The organism is Pseudoalteromonas sp. Angola-4, from assembly GCF_028599265.1.
Lineage (GTDB): Bacteria > Pseudomonadota > Gammaproteobacteria > Enterobacterales > Alteromonadaceae > Pseudoalteromonas > Pseudoalteromonas atlantica.
Genome location: NZ_JAQREK010000010.1, coordinates 25,915 through 40,388, shown reverse-complemented (window position 1 = coordinate 40,388; position 14,474 = coordinate 25,915). Strand labels below are relative to the sequence as shown.

At 41.3% G+C, this 14,474-nt stretch carries 12 protein-coding genes; 4 read left to right on the top strand and 8 right to left on the bottom strand.

What is annotated here, in order from left to right; all coding sequences use genetic code 11:
- Positions 1-2: 2 nt before the first annotated feature.
- From rpoD to rsmD, 5 genes are all read right to left on the bottom strand, one after another.
- Entirely contained in the window at positions 3-1,850 is a 1,848-nt protein-coding gene (gene rpoD / locus PSH48_RS12525; protein ID WP_054983281.1) for an RNA polymerase sigma factor RpoD, read from the bottom strand.
- A gap of 124 nt (positions 1,851-1,974) precedes the next feature.
- Entirely contained in the window at positions 1,975-3,726 is a 1,752-nt protein-coding gene (gene dnaG / locus PSH48_RS12520) for a DNA primase (RefSeq protein ID WP_024031414.1), read from the bottom strand.
- 372 nt (positions 3,727-4,098) lie between these two features.
- A complete protein-coding gene (locus PSH48_RS12515; protein WP_004588626.1) occupies positions 4,099-4,545 on the bottom strand; it encodes a GatB/YqeY domain-containing protein in 447 nt (148 codons plus the stop codon).
- A 20-nt stretch (positions 4,546-4,565) separates the two neighbouring features.
- Positions 4,566-4,781: a 30S ribosomal protein S21 gene (rpsU, locus tag PSH48_RS12510; RefSeq protein WP_002957797.1), complete on the bottom strand. Its 216-nt coding sequence runs from the start codon at positions 4,779-4,781 to the stop codon at positions 4,566-4,568.
- A gap of 145 nt (positions 4,782-4,926) precedes the next feature.
- On the bottom strand, positions 4,927-5,532 hold the full coding sequence (gene rsmD / locus PSH48_RS12505) for a 16S rRNA (guanine(966)-N(2))-methyltransferase RsmD (RefSeq protein ID WP_273611679.1): 606 nt from the start codon (positions 5,530-5,532) through the stop codon (positions 4,927-4,929).
- A gap of 207 nt (positions 5,533-5,739) precedes the next feature.
- On the opposite strand from rsmD, the gene ftsY reads away from it, so the two are divergent.
- From ftsY to rpoH, 4 genes are all read left to right on the top strand, one after another.
- Positions 5,740-7,899: a signal recognition particle-docking protein FtsY gene (gene ftsY / locus PSH48_RS12500; RefSeq protein ID WP_273611678.1), complete on the top strand. Its 2,160-nt coding sequence runs from the start codon at positions 5,740-5,742 to the stop codon at positions 7,897-7,899.
- A gap of 232 nt (positions 7,900-8,131) precedes the next feature.
- Entirely contained in the window at positions 8,132-8,809 is a 678-nt protein-coding gene (gene ftsE / locus PSH48_RS12495; RefSeq protein WP_004588623.1) for a cell division ATP-binding protein FtsE, read from the top strand.
- Entirely contained in the window at positions 8,806-9,792 is a 987-nt protein-coding gene (gene ftsX / locus PSH48_RS12490) for a permease-like cell division protein FtsX (RefSeq protein ID WP_004588622.1), read from the top strand. The genes ftsE and ftsX overlap by 4 nt, the downstream gene beginning before the upstream one ends.
- A 260-nt stretch (positions 9,793-10,052) precedes the next feature.
- The gene (gene rpoH, locus PSH48_RS12485; RefSeq protein WP_004588621.1) at positions 10,053-10,916 is read left to right on the top strand and encodes an RNA polymerase sigma factor RpoH; all 864 of its coding nucleotides are present in this window, start codon (positions 10,053-10,055) and stop codon (positions 10,914-10,916) included.
- Positions 10,917-11,070: 154 nt separating this feature from the next.
- On the opposite strand, the gene PSH48_RS12480 is transcribed toward rpoH, so the two are convergent.
- The 3 genes from PSH48_RS12480 to PSH48_RS12470 form a co-directional block, all read right to left on the bottom strand.
- Positions 11,071-11,832 carry a divergent polysaccharide deacetylase family protein gene (locus tag PSH48_RS12480; protein ID WP_273611677.1) on the bottom strand — a complete coding sequence of 254 codons (762 nt, stop codon included), beginning with the start codon at positions 11,830-11,832 and terminating at the stop codon, positions 11,071-11,073.
- 197 nt (positions 11,833-12,029) lie between these two features.
- Positions 12,030-13,295, bottom strand: coding sequence for a S41 family peptidase (locus PSH48_RS12475; RefSeq protein ID WP_121638023.1), 1,266 nt, complete (start codon positions 13,293-13,295; stop codon positions 12,030-12,032).
- Between the two features lie 36 nt (positions 13,296-13,331).
- Complete coding sequence (locus PSH48_RS12470) at positions 13,332-14,471, bottom strand: murein hydrolase activator EnvC family protein (RefSeq protein WP_121638022.1); 1,140 nt, start codon at positions 14,469-14,471, stop codon at positions 13,332-13,334.
- Positions 14,472-14,474 lie beyond the last annotated feature (3 nt).

The following is a 14,474-nucleotide window of genomic DNA, read 5'->3' as shown; positions in this document are numbered from 1 at the left end:
AATTACTTAGCGTCTAAAAAGCTTTTTAGTAAATCAGAGCGAGAAGGGTGGCGTAATTTACGCAGTGCTTTCGCTTCTATTTGACGAATACGCTCACGTGTTACGTCAAACTGTTTACCTACTTCTTCTAAGGTGTGGTCGGTATTCATATCAATACCAAAGCGCATACGAAGTACTTTAGCTTCACGGGCTGTAAGGCCTGCTAGCACGTCGTTTGTTGCGCCACGAAGAGATTCCATTGTTGCCGAGTCGATTGGCGAATCAATAGTGGTATCTTCGATAAAGTCACCTAAGTGCGAATCTTCATCATCACCGATTGGTGTTTCCATCGAAATTGGCTCTTTAGCAATTTTAAGTACCTTACGGATTTTATCCTCAGGCATCATCATGCGTTCTGCTAATTCTTCAGGATTTGGCTCACGACCCATTTCTTGTAACATTTGACGAGATATACGGTTAAGTTTATTAATCGTTTCTATCATATGTACTGGAATACGGATTGTTCTTGCTTGGTCAGCAATTGAGCGGGTAATCGCTTGGCGAATCCACCACGTAGCATAAGTTGAGAACTTATAACCACGGCGGTATTCAAACTTATCTACCGCTTTCATCAAGCCGATGTTACCTTCTTGGATTAAATCTAAGAACTGTAAACCACGGTTTGTGTATTTTTTAGCAATTGAGATTACAAGACGTAAGTTAGCTTCAACCATTTCTTTTTTCGCACGGCGCGCTTTTGCTTCACCAATGCTCATACGACGGTTAATGTCTTTAATACGCTCAATGCTTAAGCCTGTGCTTTCTTCAATTACACATAGCTTTTGGATGCAACGAATAATTTCAGGCTTCACTTCTTCAAGTTTAGCTGAATGTTTTTCGTTAGCATTTATTTCTAGGTCTAGCCACGCTGAGTCAGTTTCGTTATTAGCAAAGTGCTTAATAAACGTTTTCTTAGGTAGCTTAGCAATTTGTACCGCTTGTTTCATGATAAGGCGTTCTTGAATACGCACTCTATCCATCATTTCACGCATGTTGTTAACCATGCGATCAAACTGTTTTGGTACTAATTTAAAGGTTCTGAAAAGCTCGCCAATTTCAAAAATAGCGGCTTGAGAATCTGGGTGCGAACGCCCTTTTTCATCAAAGGTAGCGCGAGCTTTAACGTATAAATCACGTAAGTTTTCAAAGTGAATACGGGCTTCTTCTGGATCTGGGCCTGTATCTACTTCTTCTTCGTCTTCATCGTCATCGCTGTCTTTGTCATCTTCATCATCGTCTTCATCAAGTTGCTCTTCACTTAATTCAGAGCCGATGTGAGTTGCTGAGATTTGCGCTTCGTCTTCGTTAGGGTCGAAAAAGCCTGAAATAATGTCGCTTAAGCGCATTTCTTCTGCTTCAAACTTATCCCACTGTTCAAGTAGGTAAGTAATCGCTTCAGGGTATTCGGCAACAGAAATTTGTACCTGGTTGATACCTTCTTCAATACGCTTAGCGATTACAATTTCGCCTTCACGTGTAAGAAGTTCAACAGTACCCATTTCACGCATATACATGCGGACTGGGTCAGTTGTACGGCCAATTTCTTTTTCTACAGTTGCAAGGGCTGCAGCAGCAGCTTCTGCTGCGTCTTCGTCTGTCGTGGTTTCTTGCATCATTAATTCATCAGCATCAGGCGCGTTTTCGCTAACCTTGATACCCATGTCATTAATCATGCTAATGATATCTTCTACTTGATCTGAGTCGATTATGTCTTGTGGAAGGTGATCATTTACTTCAGCAAAAGTTAAGTAGCCTTGCTCTTTACCTTTTTGAATCAGAAGTTTTAATTGTGACTGAGGAGTTGGATCCATAGAGATTGTTTCTTCCACTCTGATAAGTTGATACAACAGGCGTCATCATAGAGTTAGCCTTTTAACTAACTTTAATAATGTGACGCAGTGAATAGCACAGTATAACAGTTTAAATCAAGTCTGACTAGCTGTTACTCGCTTTTAGCGCTGTCATAAGTAAATGACATTCTAGTTTTTCATCACTTGATAAGCCCTGTGTCTTGTCCTTTATTAATAGGGTCTCTAGTCGATAATTTAAACACTGATCTTCAATAAATTTAAAAGTATTTTGAAAAACAGTCTCTAAACGCTCATCACTAATTTGGTGCTGCCATGTGGCAAGCTTTACTAGCGGTTCGTAATCCTCGGAATCTCTAAATGATTCGAGTAAAACTGCTGTGTTCGCATTGTCTTTTTGCAGTGCGCGCTCTTGTAAGCGCAGTAGCAAACCAATACCCGCTATGTTCATTTGCGCCAATTCTGGCAAATGGGGCACACTTTTAGCTAACTGTGGGTGCTGAATTAAAATACCAATAGCTTGGCGCATTGGGGTAATTTTAAATTTTCGCTCAACAGCGTGTTGTTGCTTTGGTGTTTTTAAGCGGCTATTTAGCTGCTCACGCGTACGGCCAATTAATCGCCCTAACTGCTCTAAAATATTTTCTTGGTAAAATTCACTCGGAATTTTTTCAATTAAAGGCAAAGCGGCACTTAATAGCTTCGCTTTGCCTGAGTCGAGTGTTAGGTCTACTTCTTGGCTAAGCTTATTAAATAACACTTTGGTAAAATCATCTGCTTGGCTTAAGCGTTGCTCAAACTGTGTTTTACCTTCTTGCTGAACCAGTGAATCGGGGTCTTCGCCGTCAGGTAAAAATACAAAGTGTAATGCTTTGCCATCGTTTAAGTAGGGCAGGGCATTTTCTAGTGCTCGCCATGCAGCGTCGCGGCCCGCTCTGTCGCCATCGTAACAACAAATAACTTTGTCGGTGGTTCTAAATAGCGTATGCATATGCTCGCTTGTTGTTGCGGTACCAAGCGCAGCTACGGCATATTCAATACCTTGCTCTGCAAGTGCAACTACATCCATGTAACCTTCTACAATAAGTACATGCTCAAGCTTTTTATGTGCTTGTTTTGCCTCATAAAGACCATATAGCTCAAAGCCTTTATGAAAAATGCGGGTCTCTGGTGAGTTGAGGTATTTAGGCCCTTGGTCGGCTTGCATTACACGCCCGCCAAAGGCAATAACACGGCCACGTTTATCACGAATAGGGAACATTAACCGATCGCGGAAAAAATCAAACTGCCTACCTGGTGTTTTTTCGGAGGCGAGCTTAAGCTCGACCAGCTGTTCTTTTTGCTCTTTTGTTCGGCCAAGTTGTTGGCACAGCGCTTCCCATTCGCTCGGCGCATAACCAATCATAAACTTTTTAACGGTTTCGCCACTTAAACCACGCCCTTTTACATAGTCAATCACCGCAGCAGAGTTACTGTGGTGCTTTAATTGATGCTGGTAAAAGCGTGCTGTGTGTAACATTAAATCGTAATCTGAGCGCTTTTGCGCTGCCGTGCGCTCAGGTGCTGAGCTACTGCCTTTCTCGCGAGGTACGTCTAAATTTAAAAGGCTTGCGAGCTCTTCTATAGCATCAACAAATTCAAGCTTGTCGTATTCCATAACAAACGAAATAGCGTTGCCATTAGCACCACAGCCAAAGCAGTGGTAAAACTGTTTATCTTGAGAAACAGTAAACGAGGGGGATTTTTCGTTATGGAAAGGGCAGCAAGCTTGGTAGTCTTTACCTGCTTTTTTAAGACCAACTTTAGAGTCTATTAGCTCTACAATATCTGTTCTGGCGAGTAAATCGTCAATAAAATTTCGTGGGATCTTTCCAGCCATGTTTTGTAAGTAGTCCTAACAATTGGTGAGGTGTAATTTCAACACAATGCGCGCATTTATAAAAGGGGTATCGGTAAGCTAAAAAGTTACATTATATCCATGGGCAATAATACTTAATCATTTTCAGGTGCTAAACCTGACGCTAACAGCATACAAAGCTAGGATATTGAAGGTAGAGCAGTGCAGGCGCAGTAAGTGATAGCCCTAAATAACCCATTTTACCCAGCCCTCGATGCGCTTTTGTAGTTACACAATAAATCACTTAATTACATGCACGAGCATTACTTAAAAGCGTTTTGTTTGTCTACTCAAACGAAGAAACCGAGCACTAGGCTCGGTTTGCTTTAATCATACTTTGTGTATGTGGGAGTATTAGGCTGTTAATCGTTGCTTAATTAAACCAGAAAGCTTGCCCATATCGGCACGTCCTTCGGCTTTGCTTTTGATTATGCCCATTACTTTACCCATGTCTTGCATACCTGCTGCATTAGTATCAGCAATAGCCGCATCAATAAGGGCAACTATTTCTTCTTCACTCAATTGTTGAGGTAAAAAAGTTTCTAGTGCTGCGATCTCATTGGCTTCAATTTCGGCTAAATCTTCACGCCCAGCATCTTTGTACTGAGTGTAAGAATCACGACGTTGTTTAACAAGCTTCACTATAACGGAGGTAATACCTGCGTCGTCTAGTGTTATTTGCTCGTCAATCTCACGTTGCTTGATTGCGGCAAGCACCATGCGAATAGGGTTAAGACGTTGTTTGTCTTTCGCTCTCATCGCATCTTTTTGCGCATCTTTTAGCGTTATTAAAAGGCTCATTTATACAAGACCTAATACTATTAGTATAATTTAACGCGACGTGCGTTATCGCGAGAAAGCTTCTTCATGTGACGCTTAACCGCTGCAGCTTTTTTACGCTTACGCTCAGCTGTTGGCTTTTCATAGTGCTCGCGACGACGAACTTCTGAAAGGATACCTGCTTTTTCACATGAACGCTTGAAGCGACGAAGTGCTACGTCAAACGGTTCGTTCTCTCTTACTTTAATTACTGGCATTAAAAATTCACCTACCTAAATTATGAGCGTTGCTCAAGTTGATCAAACATTGATCAAGTGGTTCAAAAATGGTGCGGTATTGTAATCCGAAGCAACACCACATGTAAAGGATAATATTAACAGAAATGCAGCGGCTTAAATAGTGTTAATTTGGCAGGCGTTGGTATAGCCTACAGAATACTTGCCCTGCTTTTTTTTCTTTAATTAACAGCCAGTTATCTGGTTGTGAAAAGCTGCTTAGTTCGGTTTCTACCTCAACGTAAATGAGCGCGTCTTCGCTAAGCCATTGGTTATTTTCTAATAAATCACAGCTACTTTGCGCTAAGTTTTTACGAAATGGTGGGTCAACAAAAACTAAATTAAATGGTGAATTTGTATTCTTTTGCTCTAAATATGAGAGTGAATTAGTGTGTTTTACCTGTGCATTTTCAAGCTTTAAAGTATTAATGTTTTGCTCAATTTGCTTAGCAGCCGAGGCATCTAGTTCGATAAACGTGGTGCTTTTAGCAAACCGAGACAGCGCTTCAAAGCCAAGCCCGCCAGAGCCTGCAAAGCAATCGAGTACTGTTGCATCGCGCGTATCTTGCATTAACCAATTAAACACGGTTTCTTTAATGCGGTCTGTTGTTGGGCGTAGCCCTTCTACATTTTTTACCGGCAGTTTACGGCCACGAAATTGCCCGCTGATTACTCTAATAAAGCCGTCAGTAGATTTGCTAATTGCTTTATTTATCGTTGTTTTTTTTCTCATTTAGGTCACTAAAAAATGGTATAAGGGATCTAGCTCAGATAATATTGTGCGTAGTTTACGTTTAGCTTCATTTTTCAACCGCATTAAAAGTGTTACTATTTAGCACTTACGTTTTGAACGGTTGTTTGGCCGGCACGCTTTGCTGAGCCACACCAAGCTATTTCAAATTTTAGTTTATCAGATTTTTATAAGTGGTTATTAGCAAGTATGGCAAAAAAAAGTAAATTCATGTCTTGGCTCGGTTTTGGTAAGTCAGATAAAAAACAAGCAGAAGCTGATAAACAACAGGCATTAGCTCAGCAACAAGAAGCTGAGCGCTTAGCGGCAGAAAAGGCCGAAGCAGAGCGTGAAGAACAAGCGCGTATTGCTGCTGAAAAAGCACAAGCAGAGCGTTTAGCAATTGAAAAGGCTAATGCAGAGTTGCTTGCAAAAGAGCAAGCCGAAGCACAGGCGCAACAACAAGCACAAGCTGCGCGTTTAGCTGAGCAAGAAGCGCAAATGCGTTTAGAGCAAGAGCGCATGGCTGCACAGCGAGCTGAGCAACAACGTTTAGACACAGAGCGCGAGCAAGCTGAGCAAGATGAAAAATTAGCAATTGAAAAAGCCAACGCTGAGTTACTTGCGAAAGAGCAAGCTGAAGCACAGGTGCAACAACAAGCACAAGCCGCTCGTTTAGTAGAGCAAGAAGCGAAAATGCGTTTAGAGCAAGAGCGTGTTGCAGCAGAAAAAGCAGAAGCTGAACGTGTAGAGCAACAGCGAATTGCCGCAGAGCAAGCAGAAGCTGAACGTGTAGAACAAGAGCGTATTGCACAAGAACAGGCAGAAGCTGAACGTGTAGAGCAACAGCGTATTGCAGCAGAACAAGCAGAAGCTGAGCGTTTAGAGCAACAGCGAATTGCAGCAGAGCAAGCAGAAGCTGAACGTTTAGAGCAACAGCGAATTGCAGCAGAGCAAGCAGAAGCTGAACGTTTAGAGCAAGAACGTATTGCAGCAGAACAAGAAGAAGCTGAACGCTTAGAACAAGAGCGTATTGCACAAGAACAGGCAGAATCTGAACGCGCAGAGCAAGAACGTATTGCTGCAGAAGCAGAAGCTGAGCGTTTAGAGCAACAGCGAATTGCTGCAGAGCAAGCAGAAGCTGAACGTGTAGAGCAAGAGCGTATTGCAGCAGAGCAAGCAGAGGCCGAGCGTTTAGAGCAACAGCGAATTGCCGCCGAGCAAGCAGAAGCTGAGCGCTTAGAACAAGAGCGTATTGCAGCAGAGCAAGCAGAGGCTGAACGCTTAGAACAAGAGCGTATTGCACAAGAACAGGCAGAAGCTGAACGTGCAGAGCAAGAACGTATTGCAGCAGAGGCCGAAGCTGATCGTTTAGAGCAAGAGCGCATTACGGCAGAGCTTGCAAAAGAAGAAGCTAAACTTGCCGAAAAGCCTAAAAAAGAAGGCTTTTTTTCACGTCTTAAAAAAGGGTTATTAAAAACCCGTGTAAATATAGGTTCTGGCTTTGCTTCTATTTTTAGTGGTAAAAAAATAGACGATGATTTATTTGAAGATTTAGAAACACAGCTTCTTACCGCCGATTTAGGTGTTGATACCACCATGAAGCTGATTGATAGCCTTACTGATGCCGCCAATCGCAAGCAGCTTAAAGATGGCGATGCGCTTTATGAATTAATGAAGCAAGAAATGGCCGCAATGCTTAAAACAGCTGAGCAACCGCTTGAGATACGTGCTGATAAAAAACCATTTGTTATATTAATGGTCGGTGTAAACGGTGTAGGTAAAACGACAACCATTGGTAAGTTAGCTAAGCAATTTCAAAATGAAGGTAAGTCGGTTATGTTGGCCGCAGGTGATACCTTTCGTGCAGCAGCCGTAGAGCAGCTGCAAGTGTGGGGAGATCGTAACAGCATTCCTGTTATTGCCCAGCACACTGGTGCAGATAGTGCCTCGGTGGTGTTTGATGCATTTCAATCCGCTAAAGCGCGTAATGTAGATGTATTAATTGCCGATACAGCAGGGCGCTTGCAAAATAAAGACAACTTAATGCAAGAGCTGGAAAAAATAGCCCGCGTAATGAAGAAAATTGACCCTGATGCACCGCATGAAGTTATGCTAACCATTGATGCGGGTACAGGTCAAAATGCAATTAGCCAAGTAAACTTATTTAATCAATGTGTTGGTTTAACCGGTATTACCCTCTCAAAACTTGATGGTACTGCTAAAGGTGGGGTTATATTTGCGGTTGCAGATAAGTTTAATATTCCTATTCGTTACATTGGTGTTGGCGAAGGTATTGATGATTTACGCGCATTTAAAAGCGATGACTTTATTGACGCTTTATTTAGCCAAGATGAGGATGACGCTTAATACATAAAAGGGAGCTTGCTCCCTTTTTTGGTCTGTTTATCTTTTGAGATTAAACATGCGCTGCCCTTTGGGCTATTTACTTTTTATTGCTCGGTTTTACTTAGCCCTCTGGGCTATAAACCTTGCGCCGCGATTAAATAGTCTCTAGGCAGAGCAAATTTCAATCCTGAAAGGTCAACAGGCCCTAGCTAAGGAATTCCATTTTACTAATTTGGGACTGGCATAATAAAAAATGATAAATTTTCAGCAAGTAAGTAAAACCTATCCGGGTGGGCATCGCGCTCTCGAAAAAGTTACATTTCATATTAAGCCTGGCGAACTGGCTTTTTTAACAGGCCACAGTGGTGCGGGTAAAAGTACCTTATTAAAGCTCATTAGCTTAATGGAGCGCCCCTCAGCAGGCAACGTGCTAATTAATGGTGTTGATTTAAATAAAGTTAATTCTCGGCAAATTCCTTATGCACGCCGCGATATTGGTATTATTTTTCAAAATCATCGTTTGTTAGAGCGTTACACTGTGTTTGATAACGTTGCACTGCCGTTGATTATTGAAGGCACTCATCATAAACAAATCGCTAAACGAGTTCATGGTGCGCTAGATAAAGTAGGGCTGTTAGATAAAGTTAAATGTCATCCTTCTACACTCTCAGGTGGTGAGCAGCAACGCGTAGGTATTGCCAGAGCGATTGTAAACTCTCCGCCTATTTTATTAGCTGATGAACCAACGGGTAACCTTGACCCCGAGCTCTCTATGGAAATATTAAGGCTATTTGAAGATTTTAATAAACACGGTACGACAGTACTTATAGCAACACATGACCTTGGCCTAGTGTCGCGTTTAAAATACCGTAGCCTGACTTTAAAAGATGGCCGTATGCTTGAAGACCCACTTGCGGAGGGCACGCTGTGAGCTTGTTATTTAAAGGACGCCAAAACTCAAACGATAAACAAAAAAAATCAGCCATAGCTGGCGGTTATTTTTTTATTATAAATATTTTTCGCCAAGGGGTGCACAGTTTAGGTGAAATGTGGCGTACGCCACTTGCATCATTAATGACAATTGCTGTACTTGGGCTAAGTTTAACATTGCCTGCAACGCTTTATTTAGTCGTAAAAAATGTACAGCAAGTCAGTAGCGGGTTTGAAGAAGCCAGTGAAATATCGCTTTTTGTAAAAGAAAGTATGAGCGAACAAGAAACACAAACCTTAGTAAAGCGTTTAGCACTTTACGCCGAGGTAGAAAGTGTTGAATTTATTTCTAAGCAGCAAGCATTAACTGAATTTAAAGATGTGTCGGGGTTTGGGCAAGCTTTAGAATACCTAGATAGCAACCCACTACCCGATGTTGTATTAGTGACACCTACTAAGCGGCATCGCCAGCCTAATGCGGCTAAAGCGCTGCTTACAAAGCTTGAGAACGAGCGCGAAGTAGATTTTGGTAAGCTTGATATTGCTTGGCTTGAGCGCCTAAATGCATTATTAGACTTATTAAAAGAAAGCGTTATCACAATTGCTTTATTACTTCTTACCTCTGTCACGCTTATTATTGGTAATACGATTCGTTTATCGATTATGGATAAAAAAGAAGAAATACAAGTAATGAAGTTAGTAGGTGCTACCAATACGTTTATACACGCTCCGTTTTTGTGGACCGGCATTTGGTATGGCGTTATAGGGGGCTTGTTTGCATTTATTTGTATTGCCTTAATGATGTGGTGGTTAACTAGCGCAGTAAGCAGCGTTGCAGGCGTGTATCAAACAAGCTTTTCGTTAATTGGTTTAACGCTTAATGAGTTTGGCGCATTAGTATTACTAGCAACCAGCTTAGGCTTTATTGGTTCTTACTTATCGGTAAACCGATATATTAAAGAAATTGAGCCTGATAAAGTATAAGTACGGCTGCTAATGACTGACTCAAAAATGTCATGTTTGTATATTATTATCCTCAAATGAGATTAGTTGTAAATGCGCTGTTACGCTTGCGCTAATCTCTTGCAATCCCTTAGTTCATCACTTATTCAGTCGCATGTAGTAGACTTAACATACACTAAAAAACCGCTTGATTTACGCTTAAAAAAAGTTTTAAATTGGGGTTAGCACTCTTAGAGAAAGAGTGCTAAGATGGTTTCAAATGTTTATCACCGAGGTGAAAAATGAGTAAAGATTTATACGCAATGGCACTTACAGTTGGGCAACAAAGCGCAAGTATGGACGGCTACCTTCAAGCGGTTAGCACAATTCCTATGCTTAAAGCTGAGCAAGAGAAAGAGCTAGCAACACGACTTCAAGAAGAAGGCGATCTTAGTGCTGCAAAGCAACTCATTATGTCGCATTTACGCTTTGTAGCACATATTGCTAAAAGCTACTCGGGTTATGGTTTACCGCAAGCCGATTTAATCCAAGAGGGCAATATAGGCCTGATGAAAGCGGTTAAGCGTTTCGACCCGAGTGTGGGTGTACGTTTAGTGTCTTTCGCTGTACATTGGATTAAAGCAGAAATTCATGAGTTTGTGCTTAAAAACTGGCGCATCGTAAAAGTTGCGACCACTAAAGCGCAACGTAAATTGTTTTTTAATCTTCGTAAAAACAAAAAACGTTTAGGTTGGTTTAACCAAGCTGAAGTAAGCACTGTAGCGAATGAGCTAGGTGTGAGTGAAAAAGAAGTTCGTGAAATGGAATCGCGCATGAGCGGCCAAGACATGGGCTTTGACTTAACGGGCGACGATAACGACGACGCACCAACAAGTACATATTCACCAGTACAATATTTAACAGACGGCTCAGCTGATTTAGCTGACGATATTGAGCAGCAACAATGGCAAGAGCAGTCACATACTCGATTATTTAGCGCGCTTAAAACGCTAGACGAACGCTCACAAGACATTGTTAGTGCACGCTGGTTGTCTGATGACAAAGCAACACTACAAGAGCTTGCTGAAAAATACAGTGTATCTGCTGAGCGTGTTCGCCAGCTAGAAAAAACAGCGATGAAAAAGCTGCAAAGTGCTATGAGCTAATAGCGCAAAAAATGTAAAACTTAAAAAGCCCTGCATTAATATGCGGGGCTTTTGCTTTGTGGCTATAAGTATTTTAATCAACGTTTTAGCTATTTAATATTGCTTTTGTCAGCTTAGTTGTATGGCTTAAATATACTTAAAACACCGCTTAAAGCTACCTAGCGTTGATTCCTTTACCTTGCGCCTGTGCTAATTGTATGTATTTTTTATGCACTAGTTGCGATACCGGAACTAACTCAAAGCCTTGCTCGGTGAGCTCAGGTAGCGCTTGGCGTAAAAAGTCGATTGTTTCTGGGTAGGGGTGGGCAATCGCTATGGCAAAGTGATGTTTAGTCGCTTTATATTTTAGCTCATCCAGCCTTTGCTGCAGTTGCTCATGCGTGGTTATATTGTCTAAAAACACATGGCGGCCAATATTTTCAACCCCGATAAAATTTGCTGCATTTTGCGCTTGGCTTAAGTCGGTAGTACGGCTATCTAAAAAGAATAAATTACGTTTTTTAAGTACTTCCATAGTCCACTTCATGGCTTGGCTTTGTTGAGTGAGTGCCGACCCCATATGGTTATTAACCCCTTTTACTTGCGGTAAGCTTGCCAATGCAGTGCCTAAAGTTTTTTGTAGCTGTTCTTTATCCATATTTACGGTGAGCCCGCCAGGGCCGAGTGCTTTACCGTTTAAGGCTTGCATAGGTACATGCAATAAAAGCTCTTTATTTGCTTGGCTGGCAAGTGTGGCAAAAATTTGAGAGTAGGGTGTGTGGGGCAAAATTGAATACGACAATTGCCCTGGTAAGGAAAGAAATTCTAAATCTCGCTGATGATAGCCAATATCATCAATTACGATGGCTATTTGCTTTGCCCAAGTAGTGCTAGATACAAAGCAGATAGCCAACAACAGCCATTTTATTATTTTCACGTTTATAGTTTTTATTATCTTTTTAATTTATTAAGAGTATTTAATCTCAGCGCCGGGTAATAAAGCTATCTCAGCAGCTATTTTTAGCGCTAACTGCGTTGAATTTACTTAAAACTTATAGCTAGAGAATAGCAGAATCTAATAGTGTTAATATTTATTCTGTTATTAAATCGCTTACCTAGAGTTCAGATTATTTACTATTGCATGCTAAGTAATTGCTTAGCTTTTACTAACTGTAAGTCGCCCAGTATTTCATGTTCAAATTGTGGTGCATTTTTGTTCTGCTCATTTTTTATTATAACGGCTTTATTTGATTGTGGAAGGGTTGCTTGCGCAATTGCTACATCGGGGGTAACTCCTACGCCTTCAATCGATACGCCCGCAGGTGTAAAGTACTTAGCAGTTGTTAATTTTAGCGCTGTATTACCATCACCAAGTGGGATCAAAGATTGCACCGATCCTTTGCCATAAGACTGATTACCAACCACTGTAGCACGCTTATTATCTTTTAAAGCAGCGGCGAGTATTTCAGCCGCAGAGGCCGAATTTTCATTAATAAGCACCACAATAGGCAAGCCTTTAAGTATGTCGCCTCGTTTAGCGTAGTAGGCTTGGTTAGCGTCGTAATAGCGCCCTTTAGTGGTGACGATAGTGCCGCTTTGTAAAAATAGATCCGCTACCGCCACTGCGCTTTGTAAAGTACCACCTGGGTTGTCACGTAAATCAATAACTAACCCTTTAAGGGGCGTGCGATAATCATTTTTAAGTGCAGCTACCTGCAGCGCCACTTCATGTAAGGTGTGATTAGAAAAGTTATTTATGGCTAAATACCCAGTGCCTGAGTCGAGTAATTGGCTAGTGGCGCTTTCTAAGTTTATTTCTTTGCGGTTTACCGCAAAGCTAATTGGTTGCTGCTGCCCTGCGCGCTTTATTGTTAGTTTAACCGCGTTAAAGCGGGTATCTTTTATCAACGCAGCTACTTGCTCTAAGCTACCTGTTTGCGTGTTTATATCATTAACACTAACAATAATATCGCCCGCTAAAATACCGGCCTTTTTGGCTGGGGAGTTTTTAACAACACCAACAATAGTAATGTCACTGTCAATGTCTTTCACTTCAATGCCCACGCCAGTGTAATGGCCATTTGTATTATTAAATAAAGCGTCTAAGTCATTTTCATTGAGGTATTTAGAATAAGGGTCTAGCTGGTCGAGTAAAATTTCTACTTGCTGATTATTAAAGGCACCCTGTGCACCTTTTGTCAGTGATAAGTCATCAACATAATAGGCTTTAATGTTGAAGAGTATTTCAGAAATTTGCTGACTTTTAAGATCTTTAACTGAGCTGGCAAGTAATGAATTGCTAAAACAAAAAATAGCAATACAGGTTAATGCGCACAATAAAAACGAATAGCGCGTACGGGAAGAGGGAAATGAGCGTGTTTGTGGTATTTTTTGAGTCATCAGCTGCTCCTAATGCGGTGCAGCTGTTTTATTCACTTAAATACGTCTGCACCATTTAACAGGATTTACTGCGCGTCCTTTGTGGCGTATTTCAAAGTATAGACCAGAACTCGATTGTCCGCCGCTTTGACCTACTAATGCCAGCGTTTCGCCTTCTCGAACCATGTCGCCCACATCTTTTAATAATGTTTGCGCATGGCCGTATAGGCTCATAAAGCCCTCACCATGATCAACCACAATAACCCAGCCAAAGCCTTTAAGCCAATCAGCAAAAACAACTTGGCCATTATTAATACTGTTTACATTAGTGCCTTCTTTTGCACCAATTAACACGCCTTTCCAGTCTATGCCGCCATGTTTGCGCTGACCAAATGTGTGTTTTAGCTTTCCTTTGCTGGGCCAATTAAGCTTGCCTTTACTTTTATTAAGGCCGAGTAATTCAATTTTTTGAGTCTTCTCTTGCTCAAGTTCTTCAATGGTGGTGATTAATGTTTGCTCGTTGTCTTTTAAGTAATTAATCGAGCTTTTAGTGCTATTGAGCTGTGCTTGTAAGTTTTTAAGATTAGTTTGGCGCTCGCTTTGGGCGTTTACTAGCGCGCTTTGGCGTCTTTTTTGTTCTTCAAATAAGGCGGCTAATTTTTGTTTGGTTTTGGCAAGTGCGGCTTGGTTTTCTGCAATTTGTTGTTGTAGTACTTTAAGCTCTTCAATTTGCTCTATGCGCGCTTTATTTAAATAGTTGTAATAGCTTAAGGTACGCTCAAATTTAGCTGTGTCTTGTTGGTTTAAAAGCATTTTGGGGTAGTCGTCGCCCCCAGCCATGTAAGCACTTTTTAGCTGGGCCGCTAAAATGGCTTGAAATTGCACGTGTTGCGCTTTTAATTGCTGTGCTTTTTGTTGCTGTGCTTGTTGTTTTTGCTCGGTTTCTTTTACTGATTGCTCAGCCATATTGAGGGCTTTGGCATTTTTAGCTATTTCTAACTCGTGTTTTTTTAAGTTTTTTTGCAGTGCGGCAATTTTTTTTCGCTGTGCGTTGTACTCTGCTTGGCTTTGTTCTAATGCAGATTGCACTTCAGATAGGTCTTTTTTAGTGCGGTTTTCGTTAGCGGTTGCAGGTGCAACCACTAACGAAACCAATACAAATGTATAAACACTAAACCAATTTACTGGTTTGCTCATGTT

Bases quoted from the DNA above. Each gene is read 5' to 3' on its own strand.
- PSH48_RS12515 (WP_004588626.1), bottom strand. From the start codon at position 4,545: ATGAGCCTTTTAATAACGCTAAAAGATGCGCAAAAAGATGCGATGAGA.
- dnaG (WP_024031414.1), bottom strand. From the start codon at position 3,726: ATGGCTGGAAAGATCCCACGAAATTTTATTGACGATTTACTCGCCAGA.
- PSH48_RS12470 (WP_121638022.1), bottom strand. From the start codon at position 14,471: ATGAGCAAACCAGTAAATTGGTTTAGTGTTTATACATTTGTATTGGTT.
- PSH48_RS12475 (WP_121638023.1), bottom strand. From the start codon at position 13,295: ATGACTCAAAAAATACCACAAACACGCTCATTTCCCTCTTCCCGTACG.
- rpoD (WP_054983281.1), bottom strand. From the start codon at position 1,850: ATGGATCCAACTCCTCAGTCACAATTAAAACTTCTGATTCAAAAAGGT.
- rpsU (WP_002957797.1), bottom strand. From the start codon at position 4,781: ATGCCAGTAATTAAAGTAAGAGAGAACGAACCGTTTGACGTAGCACTT.
- ftsY (WP_273611678.1), top strand. From the start codon at position 5,740: ATGGCAAAAAAAAGTAAATTCATGTCTTGGCTCGGTTTTGGTAAGTCA.
- ftsE (WP_004588623.1), top strand. From the start codon at position 8,132: ATGATAAATTTTCAGCAAGTAAGTAAAACCTATCCGGGTGGGCATCGC.
- rpoH (WP_004588621.1), top strand. From the start codon at position 10,053: ATGAGTAAAGATTTATACGCAATGGCACTTACAGTTGGGCAACAAAGC.
- rsmD (WP_273611679.1), bottom strand. From the start codon at position 5,532: ATGAGAAAAAAAACAACGATAAATAAAGCAATTAGCAAATCTACTGAC.